Here is a 15,477-nt window from a genome sequence, read left to right as displayed (position 1 = left end):
CTTGACCAGCGCCAGCGACGCCCGTGCCTACGACCTCGACCGAGCCCATGTCTTCCACTCCTGGTCCGCGCAGGGGTCGCTGAAACCGCTCGTCATCGCCGGCGGGCAGGGCTCGCGGGTGTGGGACGACTCCGGGCACACGTACCTGGACTTCTCCTCCCAGCTGGTCAACACCAACATCGGCCACCAGCACCCCCGGGTGGTGGAGGCGATCAAGAAGCAGGCCGAGACGCTGACCACGATCGCCCCGACGACGGCCAACCTGACCCGCGGCGAGGCCGCCGAGCGGATCACCGACATCGCGCCGGTCGGCTTCAACAAGGTCTTCTTCACCAACGCCGGCGCCGACGCGGTCGAGAACGCGATCCGGATGGCCCGCATCCACACCGGCCGCGACAAGGTGCTCTCGACCTACCGCTCCTACCACGGCAACACCGGGGCGGCGATCGTCGCGACGGGCGACTGGCGGCGGATCCCGAACGAGTACGCCCGCGGCCACGTCCACTTCTTCGGCCCCTACCTCTACCGCTCGGAGTTCTGGGCGACCACGCCGGAGCAGGAGGCGGAGCGCGCGCTGCGCCACCTCCGCCGGGTCATCGAGTCCGAGGGGCCCGCGTCGATCGCGGCGATCCTCCTCGAGACCATCCCCGGCACCGCCGGGATCATGATCCCGCCGCCGGGCTACCTCCCCGGGATCAGGGCGCTGGCCGACGAGTTCGGGATCATGCTCATCCTCGATGAGGTCATGGCCGGCTTCGGCCGCACCGGCGAGTGGCTGGCCCTGGATGCCTACGACGTCGTTCCCGACCTGATCACCTTCGCCAAGGGGGTCAACTCCGGCTACGTACCCGCCGGCGGAGTGATCATCTCCGACCCGGTCGCGGCGACCTTCGACGACCAGGTCTTCCCCGGCGGGCTCACCTACTCCGGCCACCCGCTCGCGATGGCGTCGATCGTGGCGACCATCGAGGCGATGAACGAGGAGGGCATCGTCGACAACGCCGCGACCATCGGCACCGACCACATCGCCCCCGGCCTCGCCTCGCTGGCCGAGAAGCACGACGTGATCGGCGAGGTGCGCGGCACCGGGGTCTTCTGGGCCCTCGAGCTCGTCGCCGACCGCGAGACGCGGGAGCCGCTGCCCGCCGCGACGATGGGCCGGATCAAGTCCGAGCTCATCGCCCGCAACCTGATCCCGTTCACCATGGAAAACCGCATCCACGTGGTGCCCCCGTGCATCGTCACCCCCGACGAGGTCGCCGAGGCGATCTCGATCTACGACGACGTGCTCGGCTCGCTGTAACAGCTCTCAAAAGGACGCATGACATGACCGATCTCCCCATCCTCGACCACTGGATCGGCGGGGCCACCAACCCCGGCACCGGCACCCGTCTCGGCGACGTCTACAACCCCGCGCTCGGCACCGTCCAGAAGCGCGTACGCTTCGCCTCGGCCGCCGACGTCGACACCGCCGTCTCGGCGGCCAAGAAGGCGTTCGAAGAGTGGAGCGAGACCTCGCTCACCCGGCGTACGGCCGTGCTCTTCAAGTTCCGCGAGCTGCTCAACGCCCGCAAGGGCGAGCTCGCGGAGATCCTGACCGCCGAGCACGGCAAGGTGCTCTCCGACGCCGCCGGCGAGATCGCCCGCGGGCTCGAGGTCGTCGAGTTCGCCTGCGGGCTCTCCCACCTGCTCAAGGGCACAGTCTCCGAGCAGGTCTCCTCCGGCGTGGACGTGACCACGCTCAAGCAGCCGCTCGGCGTGGTGGGCATCATCAGCCCGTTCAACTTCCCCGCCATGGTGCCGATGTGGTTCTTCCCGATCGCGATCGCGGCCGGCAACGCGGTCGTGATCAAGCCCTCGGAGAAGGACCCGACCGCGTCCAGCTGGATCGCGGAGCTGTGGTCCGAGGCGGGGCTGCCCGACGGTGTCTACAACGTCGTGCACGGCGACAAGGAGGCGGTCGACGCGCTCCTCGACAACCCCGATGTCGCCTCGATCTCCTTCGTCGGCTCCACCCCGATCGCCCGCTACGTCTACGAGCGCGGCACCGCCGCCGGCAAGCGCGTCCAGGCGCTCGGCGGCGCCAAGAACCACATGCTGGTGCTGCCCGACGCCGACCTCGACCTGGTCGCCGACTCCGCGGTCAACGCGGGCTTCGGGTCGGCCGGTGAGCGCTGCATGGCGATCTCGGTGGTGCTCGCGGTCGACTCGGTGGCCGACAGCCTGATCTCGAAGATCACCTCGCGGATGGCCACGCTCAAGACCGGCGACGGCACCCGGGACACCGACATGGGGCCGCTCATCACCGGCGCTCACCGGGACAAGGTGGCGAGCTACGTCGACGTGGCCGCGGCCGACGGGGCCGAGGTCGTCGTCGACGGACGCGGCATCGAGGTGGACGGCGACCCCAACGGCTTCTGGGTCGGACCGACCCTGGTGGACCGGGTGCCGACCACGTCGACCGTCTACACCGAGGAGATCTTCGGACCGGTGCTCTCGGTCATCCGCGTCTCCGGCTACGAGGAGGGCCTCGAGCTGATCAACTCCGGTCAGTTCGGCAACGGCACCGCGATCTTCACCAACGACGGCGGCGCCGCCCGTCGGTTCCAGCGTGAGGTGCAGGTCGGGATGGTCGGCGTGAACGTGCCGATCCCGGTGCCCGTCGCCTACCACTCCTTCGGTGGCTGGAAGGCGTCGCTGTTCGGGAACGCGAAGGCGTACGGTCCCGCGGGGCTGGACTTCTTCACCCGCGAGAAGGCGGTCACCACCCGCTGGCTGGACCCGTCGCACGGCGGGATCAACCTGGGGTTCCCGCAGAACTCCTAGTGACCAACTAGTAGTCGTAGTCGTCGTCGGGGCCGACTGCGTCGAGCTTCTGCTCGGCGTAGTCGGCCTCGTTGACGTCGTCCGGGGTCGAGGTCACCGTCTCCTCGGCGTCCAGAGGCGCCTCGTCGTCGACGGCCTCCTTCACGACATCGGTCGCCTGCTCCTCGAGGTCTGCCTCTGCTGCGTTCTCGCTCATCTACCCTCGCTCAGATCGATCCGTGTGCTCGGACTCCAGTAGACCACCGCCACCCGAGTGCCGCCACGGACCGCTGCGGCTCAGCGCCGGCGTGGCGCCCCCAGGGCAAGTCGGAGATCCTGCTTCAGGGTCGTGTACGCCTCCTTGGGCTGCCGATTCACATCCCAGAGCAGCGCGTAGCCCTCCCCTTCGAACCAGCCAGGTACCCAGGAGTGGGTGTCGTCGATGCCCCAGACCGTGAACGATGTGCAGGCGCGTACGGCGAGGCAGGCCTGGAGCATCTGGGAGAACTCGTAGGGGTGAGCGAAGAGCGCCAGGTTGTCCGTGGGGACCTGGGTCTCGGCGGAGTCGACGAAGGTGCGTACGTCGGCCTCGGTGACCGCCACCTCGAGACCGAGGTCGGCATAGCGCTGCAGGTCGGCGCGGAAGCGCTCCCCGGAGAAGCCGTACTGAGTGTCGAGGTGGCCCTGGTTGCCGACACCGTGGATGGGTACGCCCTGGGCGACCAGGCTCTTGACGAAGGCGTAGACCGCGTCGGCCTTGGCGTTGTGGCCGTCCTCGCCGGCGATGTTGTAGTCGTTGTAGAACAGCCGCGCCTTCGGGTCGGCCTGATGGGCCCAGCGGAAGGCGTCGGCGACCACCTCGGGTCCGAGCCGGGAGACCCAGAAGTTGTCCGGGTTGAGCCGCGAGGGGTTGGTGTCGGTGAAGAACTCGTTGGCGACATCCCACTGGTAGACCTTGCCGCGGAAGTGGGCGACCTCGTCGGTGATGTGTTTCTTGAGGATCCCGCGGAGCTCGTCGTTGCTGATCGTGCCGTTGTTGACGCCCTCGGTCAGCCAGGCGGGATTCTGGTTGTGCCAGAGCAGGGTGTGGCCGCGCACCTTCTGACCGTGGGCGCGGGCGAACTCGACGACCTCGTCGGCGCCGGACCAGTCGTAGGTGCCACGAGTCGGCTCGACGGTCTCCCACTTCATCTCGTTCTCGGGCGTGATGCTGGAGAACTCGTCCGCGGCGATGCCGGCGAGCTCCTCGTCCGCGAGCACCTCGGGGTTGGCGGCGACACCGAGGTGCAGCCCGATCTGGGACGCGTAGGAGCGGAGCGAGTCGGACGGGGGCCGGAAGCCACGTGGCTCGGCCTGGGCCATGGATGACGCGGTCGCGGTGACGGTCGCCGCCGCGGTCACGGTCACGACGATGTGACGAAGTTTCACGGTGCCTCCAGGTGCACTAAGTGTGATCGGCATCACAGACAGGGATCAGGATGGCGAGGGCCCACGACTTTGTCAATCGTTGTCGATAACGTTTTCCGACGATGCCCATCGAAGCTGGATCCCGGCTACGATCCGGTCCATGCCCACCGAGACCTCTGCCCGCGAAGCTCCCGGATCGACGTGGGCCCGCAGCTACGACTACACCGCGCGCGAGCTGGTGCGACCACGTTCCGTGGATGACGTACGCGACCTCGTGCTGCGCGAGCCGCGGCTGCGCGCGCTGGGGTCTCGGCACTCCTTCACCGATCTCGCGGACACGCCGGGGGTGCTGGTCTCGCTCGACCTGGAGAGCTCGCCGAGCCTGGCCGGTGACGTGGTCCGGGTGCCCGGCGGGATGCGCTACGGCGAGCTCGCCGCCTGGTTGCAGGAGCACGGGCGGGCGCTGCCCAACCTGGCCTCGCTCCCCCACATCTCGGTCGCCGGCGCGGTCGCGACCGGCACTCATGGCTCCGGTGTCGGCAACGGCTCGCTGGCCACCTCCGTGACCGCGCTGGAGATCGTCGACGGCCGCGGCGACCTGGTGCGTCTGGAGGCCGGCTCGCCCGACTTCGCGGGGGCCGTGGTCGGCATCGGCGCCCTGGGGATCGTGACCCATCTCGAGCTGCTGACCTCGCCGACGTACCAGGTCGCACAGACGGTCCACGAAGGGCTCACCTACGCTGACCTGCGAGAACACCTCACCGAGATCCTCGGTGCGGCCTACTCGGTGTCGATCTTCACGCGCTGGTCCGACGAGCCCGACGGGTCGGTCGCGCGGGTCTGGGTGAAGTCGCGTTCGGGGACGCCGGAGCTCCCCGGGACGGTGCTCGCCACCGAGCCGCGGCACGTCGTCCCCGGCCTCGACCCGGCCCCGTGCACCGAGCAGCTCGGCGTACCCGGACCGTGGCACGAGCGGCTGCCCCACTTCCGACTCGACTTCCAGCCGAGCGTCGGCGCGGAGCTGCAGAGCGAGTACCTGGTGCCGCTCGATCGCGCGCAGGAGGCGGTCGAGGCGGTCCGCTCACTCGCCGACCGGGTCCGGCCGCTCCTGCAGGTGAGCGAGATCCGCGCGGTCGCGGCCGACGAGCTGTGGCTCTCCCCCGCCTACGGCACCGACACGCTGGCGCTGCACTTCACCTGGAAGGCCGACCCCGTCGGCGTACGCGAGCTCCTGCCCGACCTGGAGCAGCGGCTTCCGGCGGGCACCCGGCCGCACTGGGGCAAGCTGTTCGCCACCAAGGACCCCGGTGCCGCGTTCCCGCGCTGGGACGACTTCAGGGACCTGGTACGCCGCTTCGACCCCGACCGCCGGTTCTGGAACGGGTGGCTGGAGCGGGTGCTCGGCTGACGCGTGGCTGGGGTGGTCCGGTAGCGAACTGCCTATTACCGGCGAGTAGATGGGCAGGTCGCTACCGGACTACCCCGACGCTCAGTCCTCGACGAACTGGCGGTGGTTGCGGATCACCTCGGCGATGATCACGTTGAGGATCTTCTCGGCGAACTCGGGGTCGAGGCCGGCGTCGTCCGAGAGCCGGCGGAGCCGCTCGATCTGGACCGCCTCGCGGCTCGGATCGGCCGGCGGGAAGCCCGCGCGCGCCTTCAGCCGGCCGACCTGCTCGGTGCACTTGAAGCGCTCGGCGAGAAGGTGGACAAGGGCGGCGTCGAGGTTGTCGATGCTGCCGCGCAGGCGCAGGAGCTCGTCGTGGGCGTCTTCGGTCACAGCGCTATCAAACCCGATGCCGGCCCCGGAGCACCGACGAGTCTTACTCGCCGGACTCCTTCGAGGACTGCTCGGCAAGCGCCTTGTCGATGTCGAGCTCGACGACGGCGTCGATGACCTGCTTGAGCGCGGGCGCGGGGAGCGCACCGGGCTGCGAGAAGACGAGGTTGCCCTTCTTGAAGGCCATCAGCGTCGGGATCGAGGTGATGTTGGCGGCACCGGCGAGCGCCTGCTCGGCCTCGGTGTCGACCTTCCCGAAGACGATCTCGGGGTGCTCCTGGGAGGCGGCGTCGTAGATCGGGCCGAACTGGCGGCACGGGCCGCACCAGGACGCCCAGAAGTCGACGAGGACGATCTCGTTGTCGGTGACGGTGCTCTCGAAGTTCTCTGCGCCGAGCTCGACGGTGGGCATGGGGCTCTCGCTTCCGGTCTGGGGTGGGTGCGCGCCGGATCGGCGGGCACGTACGTATCAACGCACGTGCGTCACTGAGGATTCCCCGTGCGGATTCCTTATGGGATCAGGGAAGACGCTTGCTCTTCGGCCCGATCTGCCGCTCGATGCGGCTGCGTGGCTGCCCGGTCAGCTTGGCGACGATCGGAACCCGGAACACGTATCCACCGACAGCCGCTGCGATGACCAGCAAGATAATCCAGAACATGTGATCCAGCGTACGCCGGACCACCCAGGCCCCACCTCAGGATTCTCCCTGAGATGGGGCCCGGATGAGTCCTGGGTCGGTGTCAGGCGGCGCGCCGGCCGCGGCGGCCGGACTCGCGCTTGCGCAGAGCGTCGGTCAGCAGCGAGACCAGGGCCTCGAGCTGTACGTCGGCGGAGTCGGTGACCTCTTCGTCGGAGCCGTCCAGGGCTCGAGCCGCGAGGCCGGCCTTGGAGTCGATCAGCTCGGCGATCCGGGTGTCGATGGTCTGCGAGGCGATGATGCGCCAGGCGGTGACCGGCTCGGTCTGGCCGATGCGGTGGACACGGTCGATCGCCTGGGTCTGCTCGGCGTCGGTCCAGGAGAGCTCGGCCAGGATCAGGTTGGAGGCGGCCTGCAGGTTGACGCCGACACCGGCGGCGGTGAGCGAGCAGACGATGATCTTGACCTCGGGGTCGTTCATGAACTCGTCGATGGCCTTCTCGCGTGCCTTCGAGGTCTGGTCGCCGCGGATCGTGGAGTAGCGGATGCCGCGCTCCTCGAAGAGCTTCTGCGCGGTGTCCATCACCTCGATGTGCTTGGCGAAGAAGACGACCTTGCCGACGTTGCGCGCCAGCTGAGCGGCGTAGTCGGCGGCCAGCGAGGCCTTCGCGCGACCGATGCGGCGCATCATCCCGAAGACGTTCTCGCCGGTGGAGGCGTCCTGGTCCTCGCGCTCCCAGGTGGCGACGCGGCGGATCAGCTCGAGGTCGAGCTCGCCGGGGGCCGGCTTGGCGCCGGTCACCCGGGTCTCGATCGCAGTGTCGTAGCGCTGCATCATCCGCTTGGCCAGCTCGGCCTCTGCGGCCCGGATCGAGCGGCCCTCGGCGTCGTCGAGCTCGACCGGCAGGTCGGCCACGCGGCGCGCCGGGATGTCGCTGGCGACGTCGATCTTGCGGCGGCGCACGATGCCCTGGTTGACGACGACGCGGCGGGCCGCGCCGTAGAAGCTGTTGTCCTGCGGGGTCAGCCCGGTCTCCTCGAGCCCTTCGAGCAGGCCGTTGAGCGGCTTGACGTCGTCGATCCAGCCGAGGAACTGCCAGATCGCCCGGAAGTCCTCGATGTCGTTGATCAGCGGGGTGCCGGTCAGCGCCATCAGCAGCGGGTTGGCCGTACGCTGCCGGATCTTCTCCGAGAGGGCCAGCACGTGCTGGGAGCGCTGGGAGGACTTGTTCTTGATGAAGTGGGCCTCGTCGACGACCATGCCCTTGAAGCCGAACTCGCCGAGCCAGCCGACGTGGCGGTCGAGGATCTCGTAGTTGACCACGATGATGTCGGCGAAGCCATCGATGTCCTCGCCGTTGCCGTGGACGACGGTCGCCTTCTTGGACGGTGTCCAGAGGTCGACCTCGCGGGCCCAGTTGGCCTTGACGACGTTGGGCACGACCACGAGCAGCGGGTAGGCGTCGGCCGCCTCGGCGGCGAGCAGCGCCTGCGCGGTCTTGCCGAGGCCGGGCTCGTCGGCCAGCAGGTAGGAGCGGTGGCCCTCGGCCGCCGAGGCGACCAGCTGCGCCTGGTGGTGCATGAGCTCGCGGGTGCCCGGCGCGTCGATGTGGCCGGGGCCGTAGGCGGGCGGCTCGGGCAGCGGCATGCAGGAGGGCCCGGAGTCGGCGTACTCGAAGCTTCGGAACAGCGGCCCGAGGAGCTCCCAGCCGGACAGGCGGCGGGCGTGCACCGGCGGGCGGGCGTTGGTGAAGTCGGGCACCAGGAACGGGTTGGAGAGCTGGCGCTGGATGACGCTGGTCGGCACCACGCGCTTGTCGGGGACCACGACGGCAGGCGTCTCGTCCTCGTCCTCCTCCTCGTCCTCCGGCACGTCGACGCCGCCACGCGCCATCAGCTCGTGCTTGAGGTCGACGGCGGCCTCGGAGATCTCGGCGTCCTCGGCGAGGAGCTCGAACAGGCGCGAGTCCATGGTCGCGGTCTTGGCGAGGATCGTGGCGATCCCGTCCAGACGCTTGAGCTGCTCGGCGCGGCGACCCTCGTTGAGGGTCTCGTCCTCGAGCACGCGGTGGCGCTCGTCTCGGGCGAGGAGCGCGACGACCTGGAACTTGGTCCGTACGTCGGGCATGGCCGAGCGGCGCTGAACGGCCGACTCCACCTCGCGGACGACCTGCGCGAGCACCGGAATGATGCCCTCGTTGTCCTTGTGGACGCCCTTGCGGCGACCGTTCTGCCCGGACTTGCCGGCATTGCCGTTGCTACGTGAACGGCCGGACCGGTTGTTGCGCCGGGTAGCGGCTCCCTGAGCCAACTGAATCCTCCTTGGGGCCACGCACGGGTGAGTGGCATGTCCAAATGCCGACCCTCATCGGCCGGTCGCCCTCCCAGGGCTCACGCAGATCGATGGCAGACGACTGACGACCGCGTCCAAACAGCGGATACGCGCGATCGGCGCCTCATCGACCGGGCCAGTGACTCGTTCGGTCCCCACGACGAACGTCCACGAGCCGGGCGCTTGGAGCGAGTGTAACCCCACCCACACCGGTTAGCGGAAGTCTCGTTCGGCGTTTTCTGTCAATTGATCAAACGCGGGGCTCAGGCAGGCCTCGGATGAGCCCGGTAGAACTCGCGTGCGCGCCTCCCGAGACGGTTGGTGGCGACGTCTGAGAGCACCACACCGAGCGGGATGTTGAGCACCGGGATGCCGCGCAGGACGACACGCCGGGCGACCCGGACGCCGACGAGGTGCGCCATCGAACTGGTGGCCTCGACGGTCTTGTTCACCGCCCAGCGGGAGACGGCCCGGACGCCGAAGCGGCTGCCCGCGGCGCCCGCCACGCTGCCGCCGCCGTCGAAGAGCAGGTTCACGCCGGCCAGCTTGAGGAACTCATTGATCCGGACCGGATCCTCCAGATCGTGTCCGTACGCGGCGGCGATGTGCATCACCAGGCGCTGCTCGATCCACGCCAGCGCGATCAGGTCTCCGAGGATCGCCGTTCCGGCCGCGGCGGCAACCGCAGCCGGACCGCCGATCACGGCCGGCACCTCGGCGACAGCGATCATCGCGCCGCCGCCGGCACCCTGCAGACGGGCGAACCAGCGGTGCTTCCTGATCAGCTCGTCGACGTACGCCTCGGTGTCGAAGCCGGGCTCGGACCGGTCCGCGGCCACCTTCCTGGCGATCTCCGGACCCTGGGTCGCGACCAGGTGGCCGACCAGCACCTGCGGTGCCGCAGACCCTGCCGTGATCAGCTCCTTGACCGGGAACTTCGGCTTCTTGATCATCTACCCTCCGCGTCGCTCGGCGACCGTGCCACCGTCTGATGGCCCGAACCTATCCGAGGTCGACGCGGCGACAGCGCTGCGACTCAGTCGATCAGGTACTGATCCGCCCAGGCCGAGATGATCCGGGCGGCACGCTGGGCCTGGCCTCGCTTCGTGAGGAGATGGTCGGAGCCCTCCAGCGCCACGAAGGACCGCGGGTGGCGGGCGGTGTTGAAGATGTCGGAGGCGTTCTCGATGCCGACCGTGGTGTCGGTCGGGCTGTGCATGACCAGGAGCGGCTTCTTGAGCTGCATGATCTTGTGGCGCAGGTCGGCGCGGCGTACGTCATGGACGAAGGCCTTGCGCAGGGTCAGCGACTTGCCACCCGCCATCCACGGCGCCTCGCCGTCCTCCAGCACACGGGAGAGCACGGCGTCGTAGTTGTGCTCGACGTGCGCCGGCTGGAACGGAGCCGCGACGGTGGCGACGGCGTCGACGCCGACCCCGTCAGCGGCCGCAGCGAGGACCGCCGCACCGCCGAAGGAGTGGCCGACGAGCAGCTCAGCCGGGGTGCCACGTTCGGCCATGAAACGGGTGGCCTCGACTGTGTCGGCGACCTTGTGGGTGAAAGAGCCGTCGCCCCAGTCACCCTCGGAGTCGCCGAGCCCGAGGTTGTCGAAGCGCAGCATCCCGATGCCCTCGGCGGCGAGCTGCTTGCAGATCCGTGCGGCCGCCGGAGAGTCCTTCCCGAGGGTGAAACCGTGACTGAACACGCCCCAGCCACGCACCTCACCCTCGGGCAGGTCGATGAGACCGGCCAGCATGGGTCCGGACGTACTCTTGAAGGTCACCTTCTCAGCCACGCCCAGGATTCTCTCAGAATCCGGCGTGACTGCTCGGGTCTGCTCAGCGCTCGACGTAGAACAGACGCTTGTTGAGGAACTCGTCGATGCCGAGCGGGCCGAGCTCGCGGCCGAAGCCGGAGCGCTTGGTGCCGCCGAAGGGGACGTCGGCGCCCTCGCCGGCCGGCGTGTTGACGTTGGCCATGCCGACCTCGAGCTGCTGGGCGACGGCGATCGCGCGCGCCTCGTCGGTCGAGAAGACGGCGCCGCCGAGGCCGTACTCCACCGCGTTGGCCAGCTCGACGGCCTCCTCGTCGGTGCTCACCTTGTAGACGACGGCGACCGGGCCGAAGAGCTCCTCGGTGTAGGCGCGCATCTCCGGCGTGACACCGGTGAGGACCGCGGGGGCGAAGAAGGCGTCGGGGCCGTCGGAGATCTCGCCGCCGGCGTGGAGCGTGGCGCCCTTGTCGACGGCATCCTGGATCTGTGCGCGCAGCGCCTCGGCCGCCTTGCGGGCCACCAGCGGGGAGTAGACGGTGTCGTCGCCGTCCTCGCCCTCGAGCGGCTTCATCGCGGCGGCGCGCTTGGTGAGGGCCGCGACGAAGTCGTCGTAGACGCCCTCGTTCACGATCATCCGCTTGTTGCCGTTGCAGACCTGGCCGACGTTCTCCATCCGGGTCGCCCAGGCGGTCTCGGCAGCGTCGTCGACGTCGTCGGAGTCGAGGATGATGTAGGGGTCGGAGCCGCCGAGCTCGAGGACGACCTTCTTCAGGTGGCGGCCGGCGGCCTCGGCGACCGCCGTGCCGGCGCGCTCGGAGCCAGTGAGGGAGACCGCGCGGACCCGCGGGTCGGCGATCATCGTGGCGATCTGCTCGTGGGTGGCGTAGAGGTTCTGGTAGACGCCCTCGGGAAGGCCGGCGTCCTCGAAGATCTTCGCGATCGCGGCCGAGGAGCGCGGGCAGTTCTCCGCGTGCTTGAGGATGACGGTGTTGCCGGCGACCAGGTTGGGCGCGGCGAAGCGGGCGACCTGGTAGTAGGGGTAGTTCCACGGCATCACACCGAGCACCGGACCGAGCGGGAGACGCTGGATGACCGCCTTGCCCTCGTGGCCGGGCAGGTCGGTCTCCGCGAGCAGCTCGGGGCCGTGGTCGGCGTAGTAGGCGGTGATCTCGCCGGAGAACTCGGCCTCGCCGGCGCCGGAGGAGGCCTTCTTGCCCATCTCGGTGCGGATGATCCTCCCGAGCTCCGCGGCCCGCTCGGTGAAGAGGTCCGCGGCGCGCTTCACGATCGCGGAACGCTCCTCGATCGGGGTCGAGCGCCAGGTTTCGTACGCCTTCTTGGACCGCTCCAGCGCCTCCTCCACCTCGGCGTCGGTGGCGAACGGGAAGGTCTCGATCACCTCGCCCGTTGCGGGGTCGGTCACCTGGTAGGGAGGCGTGGTGCTCATCGTCATCCTCTTCGATCGGGGGCTGCTTTGGTGCGATGGTACGTGGTTCTGGAGCGCTTTTGATGACGGAACCGTTACTCTTTACCGGTTTTGGCAACTGAATCCGAAGTTAGGACACGTTCTAGAATGTCCGCATGGATCTCGCATTCTTCCGGCGCACCGATGACGGTTTCGAGCCTACGCCGATGGCTCGCAGCATGTGGGCCGAGGACCACATGCACGGAGTGGCCGCCAGCGGCCTGATCGCTCGCGGTCTCGAGGACCAGATCGAGGAGCTCGGACGTGCCTCGGAACTGGTGCCCTCGCGCTATCACGTGGACCTGTTCCGACCGCCACGGATGGTGCCGACGCGGATCCGTACGAGCGTCGTACGCAACGGCCCACGCATCGCGCTGCTCGACGCCGAGATGGTCCAGTCCTCCGGCGACGGCGAGGAGCGGGTCGTCGCCCGCGCGACCTGCACCTACCTGCTCGCCGGCGAGAACCCGGCCGGCGACGTCTGGTCGGCGACCGACCGCGCCACTCCCCCGCCGCTCGAGGTCGCGCCGCCGACCTCCGAGCCGCACGTACCGTTCTTCGTCTCCGAGAACCCCTGGTCCGACGACTTCGGCAAGCACCAGAACGCCGGGCGCCACGTCACCTGGCAGGTCGCGGTTCCGACCGTCGCCGGCGAGCCGATGACCCCTTTCCAGACCGTGGCCTCCATCGCCGACGCCACCTCGATGGTCACCAACTGGGGCAGCAACGGCGTCGAGTGGATCAACACCGACATCTCGCTCGCCCTCGCCCGGCGACCTGCCGGGATGGAGGTCGGCCTCGCCACCATCGACCACGTCGCCCATGAGGGCATCTCCGTCGGCACCGCCGAGGTCTTCGACCGCGAGGGCACCATCGGCACCGCCACCGTCACCGCCCTGGCCAACGCCAAGCGCACCGTCGACTTCACCGCTCCTGGCGAGGGTGGTCCCGCCACCCCGGTCTAGCCGAAACCGCAGTTGTGGCGGCCGAATCCGCACTTGTGGGCGACGAAACTCTCGTTTCGTCGCCCACTTCTGCAGTCTCGGCCGCCAGAACTCACGTCTCGGCCGACGCTTGTGCCTTCTCGGCGAGGGTCAGGTTCTGGTCGACGAGGGCGGCCATGAGGGCTCGCTGACGGGTCGGGGTGAGGCCGAAGCCGGAGGGGGTGAGGTCGGGGGTTGCCAGGGACTCGTCGATGCCGTGGAGACGGGCGGTCGCGTGGTTGACGTCGGCGATGGCCTGGCGAAGGTCGGTGGTCGCGGGGTCGTGGGCGTCGGGGTCGCCGACGAGGTTGAGTACGCCGGTGATGCCGATCCGGCGATCCTCGCCGACCCGGTCGAGGGCCGCCAGGAGCGTGATGCCGGCCGGGCGGAGCGGCTCGAGGTCAGCGGGGAACGGGTAGGTGGCACGCAGACGCGAGGGGTTGTAGCGGTAGGCGGTGTTGAGCATGGTGCCGCCGGCGCGTACCGCCCAGACCCGGTGGAGGTCGGAGGCGAGGAAGGCGTATGCAGCCGGGTCCTGGGTGGGATAGACGACCAGCCCGTTGGAGAAGACGTGGTCGGCACCGACCAGCACGGGCCACAGGTGCTTACTGTGCTTGCTGAACGCGATGACGTGCGACAGCCCGGCCGCGTCGCGGTAGAGCTCGTCGACGGGGCTGAGGAAGCCCCACCAGCGCTCCTTGAGCTGGGGGTACTTCACGAACTGGCGGCGGCGCTCGGCACGCACCTTCGACCGCACCAGACGCGCGAGCGCGCGGTCCTCGGCGAGCTCCTCGAGGCCCAGCTTGCCGACGTCGAGCACGAAGCGGGAGGCGGTCGAGCCGCAGGGCGTCACCAGGTCCTCGCCGCTCAGATAGGGGCGCACGGTGTGCCCGAGCGGACCACGTCCGAGAGCCTCCGCCTCGGCCGGCGTCAGGACGAGCGTGCGGCCGAGCACGATGGTGCCCTGATAGCCGTGAGGCAGCGGTACGTCGAGATCCAACCTCGCAGGCTCCGGGAGGGAGAAGCCGTCCTCGAGCGTCCCGGTGATCGCCGGGACCGAGCGCCCGTCGAGCCACGCGCTGTCGAGCGGCCGGGTGGTGAGCCAGATCTTCGCGAACCGTACGCCCGCCGTCGGCCACGGGGCCGAACGCTCCGCCCGGGCGACCTGCCAACCGCGGTCCAGCAGCGCACCGAGGCCGAAGCGCGCGGTGTCACCCTCGCTGATCGAGTCGGTCGTGATCAGCCCGATCTCGCCGCGACTGAGAGCAGCTGCCCGGAGCAGGAAGTAGATGACGTAGTCGGCCCGCCTCGTCGTGCCGCCGGCGAGGGTGTGCGCGAGGTAGTCGCGCAGCTCCTGGCCGATCGCGTCCCGCACCCGTTTCACCCCGAGGTAGGGCGGGTTGCCGACCACCGCGTCGAAGCCGCCGCGCGCCATCACCTCGGGCGCGACCAGCGCCCAGTGGATCGGCCGGACGGCGGGCACCGGCAGACGCCGACACCGACTCAGTGCCGCGTAGGCCTCCTCGAGCCGTCTCCCCGGCCGACCGCCCAACGGCAGCGCGACCGCGACCATGGCATCGGCGTACGCCTCGGGGTCATCGACGCCGGCCGGCAGCTCGTCCGCGTCGACGAGCCCGACCAGCGAGTTGCCGCACAGGATCCGGTCGTCGAGGAAGGTCAGCGGGAGCGAGGGGTCCTCGCAGAGCAGCCAGAGGGAGAGCTTGGCGATGTCGACCGCGACCGGGTCGATGTCGGCACCGTAGAGGCAGCGCGTGACGATCTCGGCCACGGGCCGCTCGCACGCGGACGCCAGATGACGGGCGGAGGCGAGGAGGAAGACGCCGGTCCCGGCGGCGATGTCGACCACGGCCGCGTCGGCGGAGGCGACCGGAGCCAGCGCGTGGGCGACGACCTCGTCGGCGAGCTCGGGAGGGGTGTAGTGGGCGCCGTTGTCGCGTCGCGAGGAGACCTCGAGCAGCGCCTCGTAGACGTAACCGATCTCCTCCAGAACGAGATCATCGACCGCGGCCCCATCCAGGAACAGATAGTTCGACAGCAGATGATCCGGCTGCGGACCGTCCGCGCACGACAGCAACCCGGCGGCGTCCAGGGCAGCATCGGTGAGCACCATCCCCCGTGCCCGCGCGAACCCCGCTACGACACTGCGCATCACCGCCGCCACCGCCGAGGGGCCGCCGCCCAGCTCGGCAACCGCCGACCGCGCTCGAGTGCGCAGTGCCCGGGGCGTGATCACAGGATGAACCATAGAACGCCCGCAGGTTCGCGGAGACGA

14 protein-coding genes are annotated in these 15,477 nt (G+C 69.5%); 4 read left to right on the top strand and 10 right to left on the bottom strand.

Features of this window, described 5'->3' with window-relative positions:
* The first annotated feature begins 1 nt into the window (after position 1).
* Entirely contained in the window at positions 2 to 1,303 is a 1,302-nt protein-coding gene (locus ACIO3S_RS15410) for an aspartate aminotransferase family protein (RefSeq protein WP_400465149.1), read from the top strand.
* 23 nt (positions 1,304 to 1,326) lie between these two features.
* Positions 1,327 to 2,826, top strand: a complete 1,500-nt coding sequence (locus ACIO3S_RS15405) for a CoA-acylating methylmalonate-semialdehyde dehydrogenase (protein WP_400465146.1) — start codon at positions 1,327 to 1,329, stop codon at positions 2,824 to 2,826.
* A 7-nt stretch (positions 2,827 to 2,833) separates the two neighbouring features.
* On the opposite strand, the gene ACIO3S_RS15400 is transcribed toward ACIO3S_RS15405, so the two are convergent.
* The gene (locus tag ACIO3S_RS15400; protein WP_350844385.1) at positions 2,834 to 3,022 is read right to left on the bottom strand and encodes a hypothetical protein; all 189 of its coding nucleotides are present in this window, start codon (positions 3,020 to 3,022) and stop codon (positions 2,834 to 2,836) included.
* A gap of 80 nt (positions 3,023 to 3,102) precedes the next feature.
* A complete protein-coding gene (locus ACIO3S_RS15395; RefSeq protein WP_400465143.1) occupies positions 3,103 to 4,233 on the bottom strand; it encodes an endo-1,4-beta-xylanase in 1,131 nt (376 codons plus the stop codon).
* Between the two features lie 139 nt (positions 4,234 to 4,372).
* On the opposite strand from ACIO3S_RS15395, the gene ACIO3S_RS15390 reads away from it, so the two are divergent.
* On the top strand, positions 4,373 to 5,620 hold the full coding sequence (locus ACIO3S_RS15390) for an FAD-binding protein (RefSeq protein WP_400465140.1): 1,248 nt from the start codon (positions 4,373 to 4,375) through the stop codon (positions 5,618 to 5,620).
* Positions 5,621 to 5,701: 81 nt separating this feature from the next.
* Here the strand turns inward: ACIO3S_RS15390 and ACIO3S_RS15385 are convergent, their stop codons facing one another.
* The 7 genes from ACIO3S_RS15385 to ACIO3S_RS15355 all read right to left on the bottom strand — a co-directional run bounded on the left by ACIO3S_RS15385 (position 5,702) and on the right by ACIO3S_RS15355 (position 12,183).
* Positions 5,702 to 5,992 carry a chorismate mutase gene (locus ACIO3S_RS15385; RefSeq protein ID WP_201451241.1) on the bottom strand — a complete coding sequence of 97 codons (291 nt, stop codon included), beginning with the start codon at positions 5,990 to 5,992 and terminating at the stop codon, positions 5,702 to 5,704.
* Between the two features lie 43 nt (positions 5,993 to 6,035).
* Positions 6,036 to 6,404 carry a thioredoxin gene (gene trxA / locus ACIO3S_RS15380; RefSeq protein WP_160027609.1) on the bottom strand — a complete coding sequence of 123 codons (369 nt, stop codon included), beginning with the start codon at positions 6,402 to 6,404 and terminating at the stop codon, positions 6,036 to 6,038.
* Positions 6,405 to 6,510: 106 nt separating this feature from the next.
* Positions 6,511 to 6,651: a hypothetical protein gene (locus ACIO3S_RS15375; RefSeq protein ID WP_183543801.1), complete on the bottom strand. Its 141-nt coding sequence runs from the start codon at positions 6,649 to 6,651 to the stop codon at positions 6,511 to 6,513.
* Between the two features lie 82 nt (positions 6,652 to 6,733).
* Positions 6,734 to 8,941 (bottom strand): DEAD/DEAH box helicase, encoded by a 2,208-nt coding sequence (locus ACIO3S_RS15370; RefSeq protein ID WP_350842941.1) that lies wholly within the window; start codon positions 8,939 to 8,941, stop codon positions 6,734 to 6,736.
* 284 nt (positions 8,942 to 9,225) lie between these two features.
* Positions 9,226 to 9,915: a hypothetical protein gene (locus ACIO3S_RS15365; RefSeq protein ID WP_400465134.1), complete on the bottom strand. Its 690-nt coding sequence runs from the start codon at positions 9,913 to 9,915 to the stop codon at positions 9,226 to 9,228.
* A gap of 83 nt (positions 9,916 to 9,998) precedes the next feature.
* Complete coding sequence (locus ACIO3S_RS15360; RefSeq protein ID WP_400465131.1) at positions 9,999 to 10,757, bottom strand: alpha/beta hydrolase family protein; 759 nt, start codon at positions 10,755 to 10,757, stop codon at positions 9,999 to 10,001.
* 43 nt (positions 10,758 to 10,800) lie between these two features.
* Positions 10,801 to 12,183 carry an NAD-dependent succinate-semialdehyde dehydrogenase gene (locus ACIO3S_RS15355; protein ID WP_400465129.1) on the bottom strand — a complete coding sequence of 461 codons (1,383 nt, stop codon included), beginning with the start codon at positions 12,181 to 12,183 and terminating at the stop codon, positions 10,801 to 10,803.
* A gap of 134 nt (positions 12,184 to 12,317) precedes the next feature.
* Here ACIO3S_RS15355 and ACIO3S_RS15350 point away from each other — a divergent pair, with 134 nt between their 5' ends.
* A complete protein-coding gene (locus ACIO3S_RS15350) occupies positions 12,318 to 13,166 on the top strand; it encodes an acyl-CoA thioesterase domain-containing protein (RefSeq protein ID WP_400465126.1) in 849 nt (282 codons plus the stop codon).
* A 91-nt stretch (positions 13,167 to 13,257) separates the two neighbouring features.
* On the opposite strand, the gene ACIO3S_RS15345 is transcribed toward ACIO3S_RS15350, so the two are convergent.
* Positions 13,258 to 15,438, bottom strand: a complete 2,181-nt coding sequence (locus ACIO3S_RS15345; protein WP_400465123.1) for an Eco57I restriction-modification methylase domain-containing protein — start codon at positions 15,436 to 15,438, stop codon at positions 13,258 to 13,260.
* Positions 15,439 to 15,477 lie beyond the last annotated feature (39 nt).

Origin of the sequence: Nocardioides sp. NPDC087217 (assembly GCF_044744805.1) — a bacterium.
GTDB lineage: Bacteria > Actinomycetota > Actinomycetes > Propionibacteriales > Nocardioidaceae > Nocardioides.
This window is presented reverse-complemented; position numbering and strand designations above follow the sequence as displayed.

Excerpts from the sequence above, each read along its gene's own strand:
- ACIO3S_RS15405 (WP_400465146.1), top strand. The coding sequence starts at position 1,327 with ATGACCGATCTCCCCATCCTCGACCACTGGATCGGCGGGGCCACCAAC.
- ACIO3S_RS15400 (WP_350844385.1), bottom strand. The coding sequence starts at position 3,022 with ATGAGCGAGAACGCAGCAGAGGCAGACCTCGAGGAGCAGGCGACCGAT.
- ACIO3S_RS15390 (WP_400465140.1), top strand. The coding sequence starts at position 4,373 with ATGCCCACCGAGACCTCTGCCCGCGAAGCTCCCGGATCGACGTGGGCC.
- trxA (WP_160027609.1), bottom strand. The coding sequence starts at position 6,404 with ATGCCCACCGTCGAGCTCGGCGCAGAGAACTTCGAGAGCACCGTCACC.
- ACIO3S_RS15375 (WP_183543801.1), bottom strand. The coding sequence starts at position 6,651 with ATGTTCTGGATTATCTTGCTGGTCATCGCAGCGGCTGTCGGTGGATAC.
- ACIO3S_RS15365 (WP_400465134.1), bottom strand. The coding sequence starts at position 9,915 with ATGATCAAGAAGCCGAAGTTCCCGGTCAAGGAGCTGATCACGGCAGGG.
- ACIO3S_RS15355 (WP_400465129.1), bottom strand. The coding sequence starts at position 12,183 with ATGAGCACCACGCCTCCCTACCAGGTGACCGACCCCGCAACGGGCGAG.
- ACIO3S_RS15350 (WP_400465126.1), top strand. The coding sequence starts at position 12,318 with ATGGATCTCGCATTCTTCCGGCGCACCGATGACGGTTTCGAGCCTACG.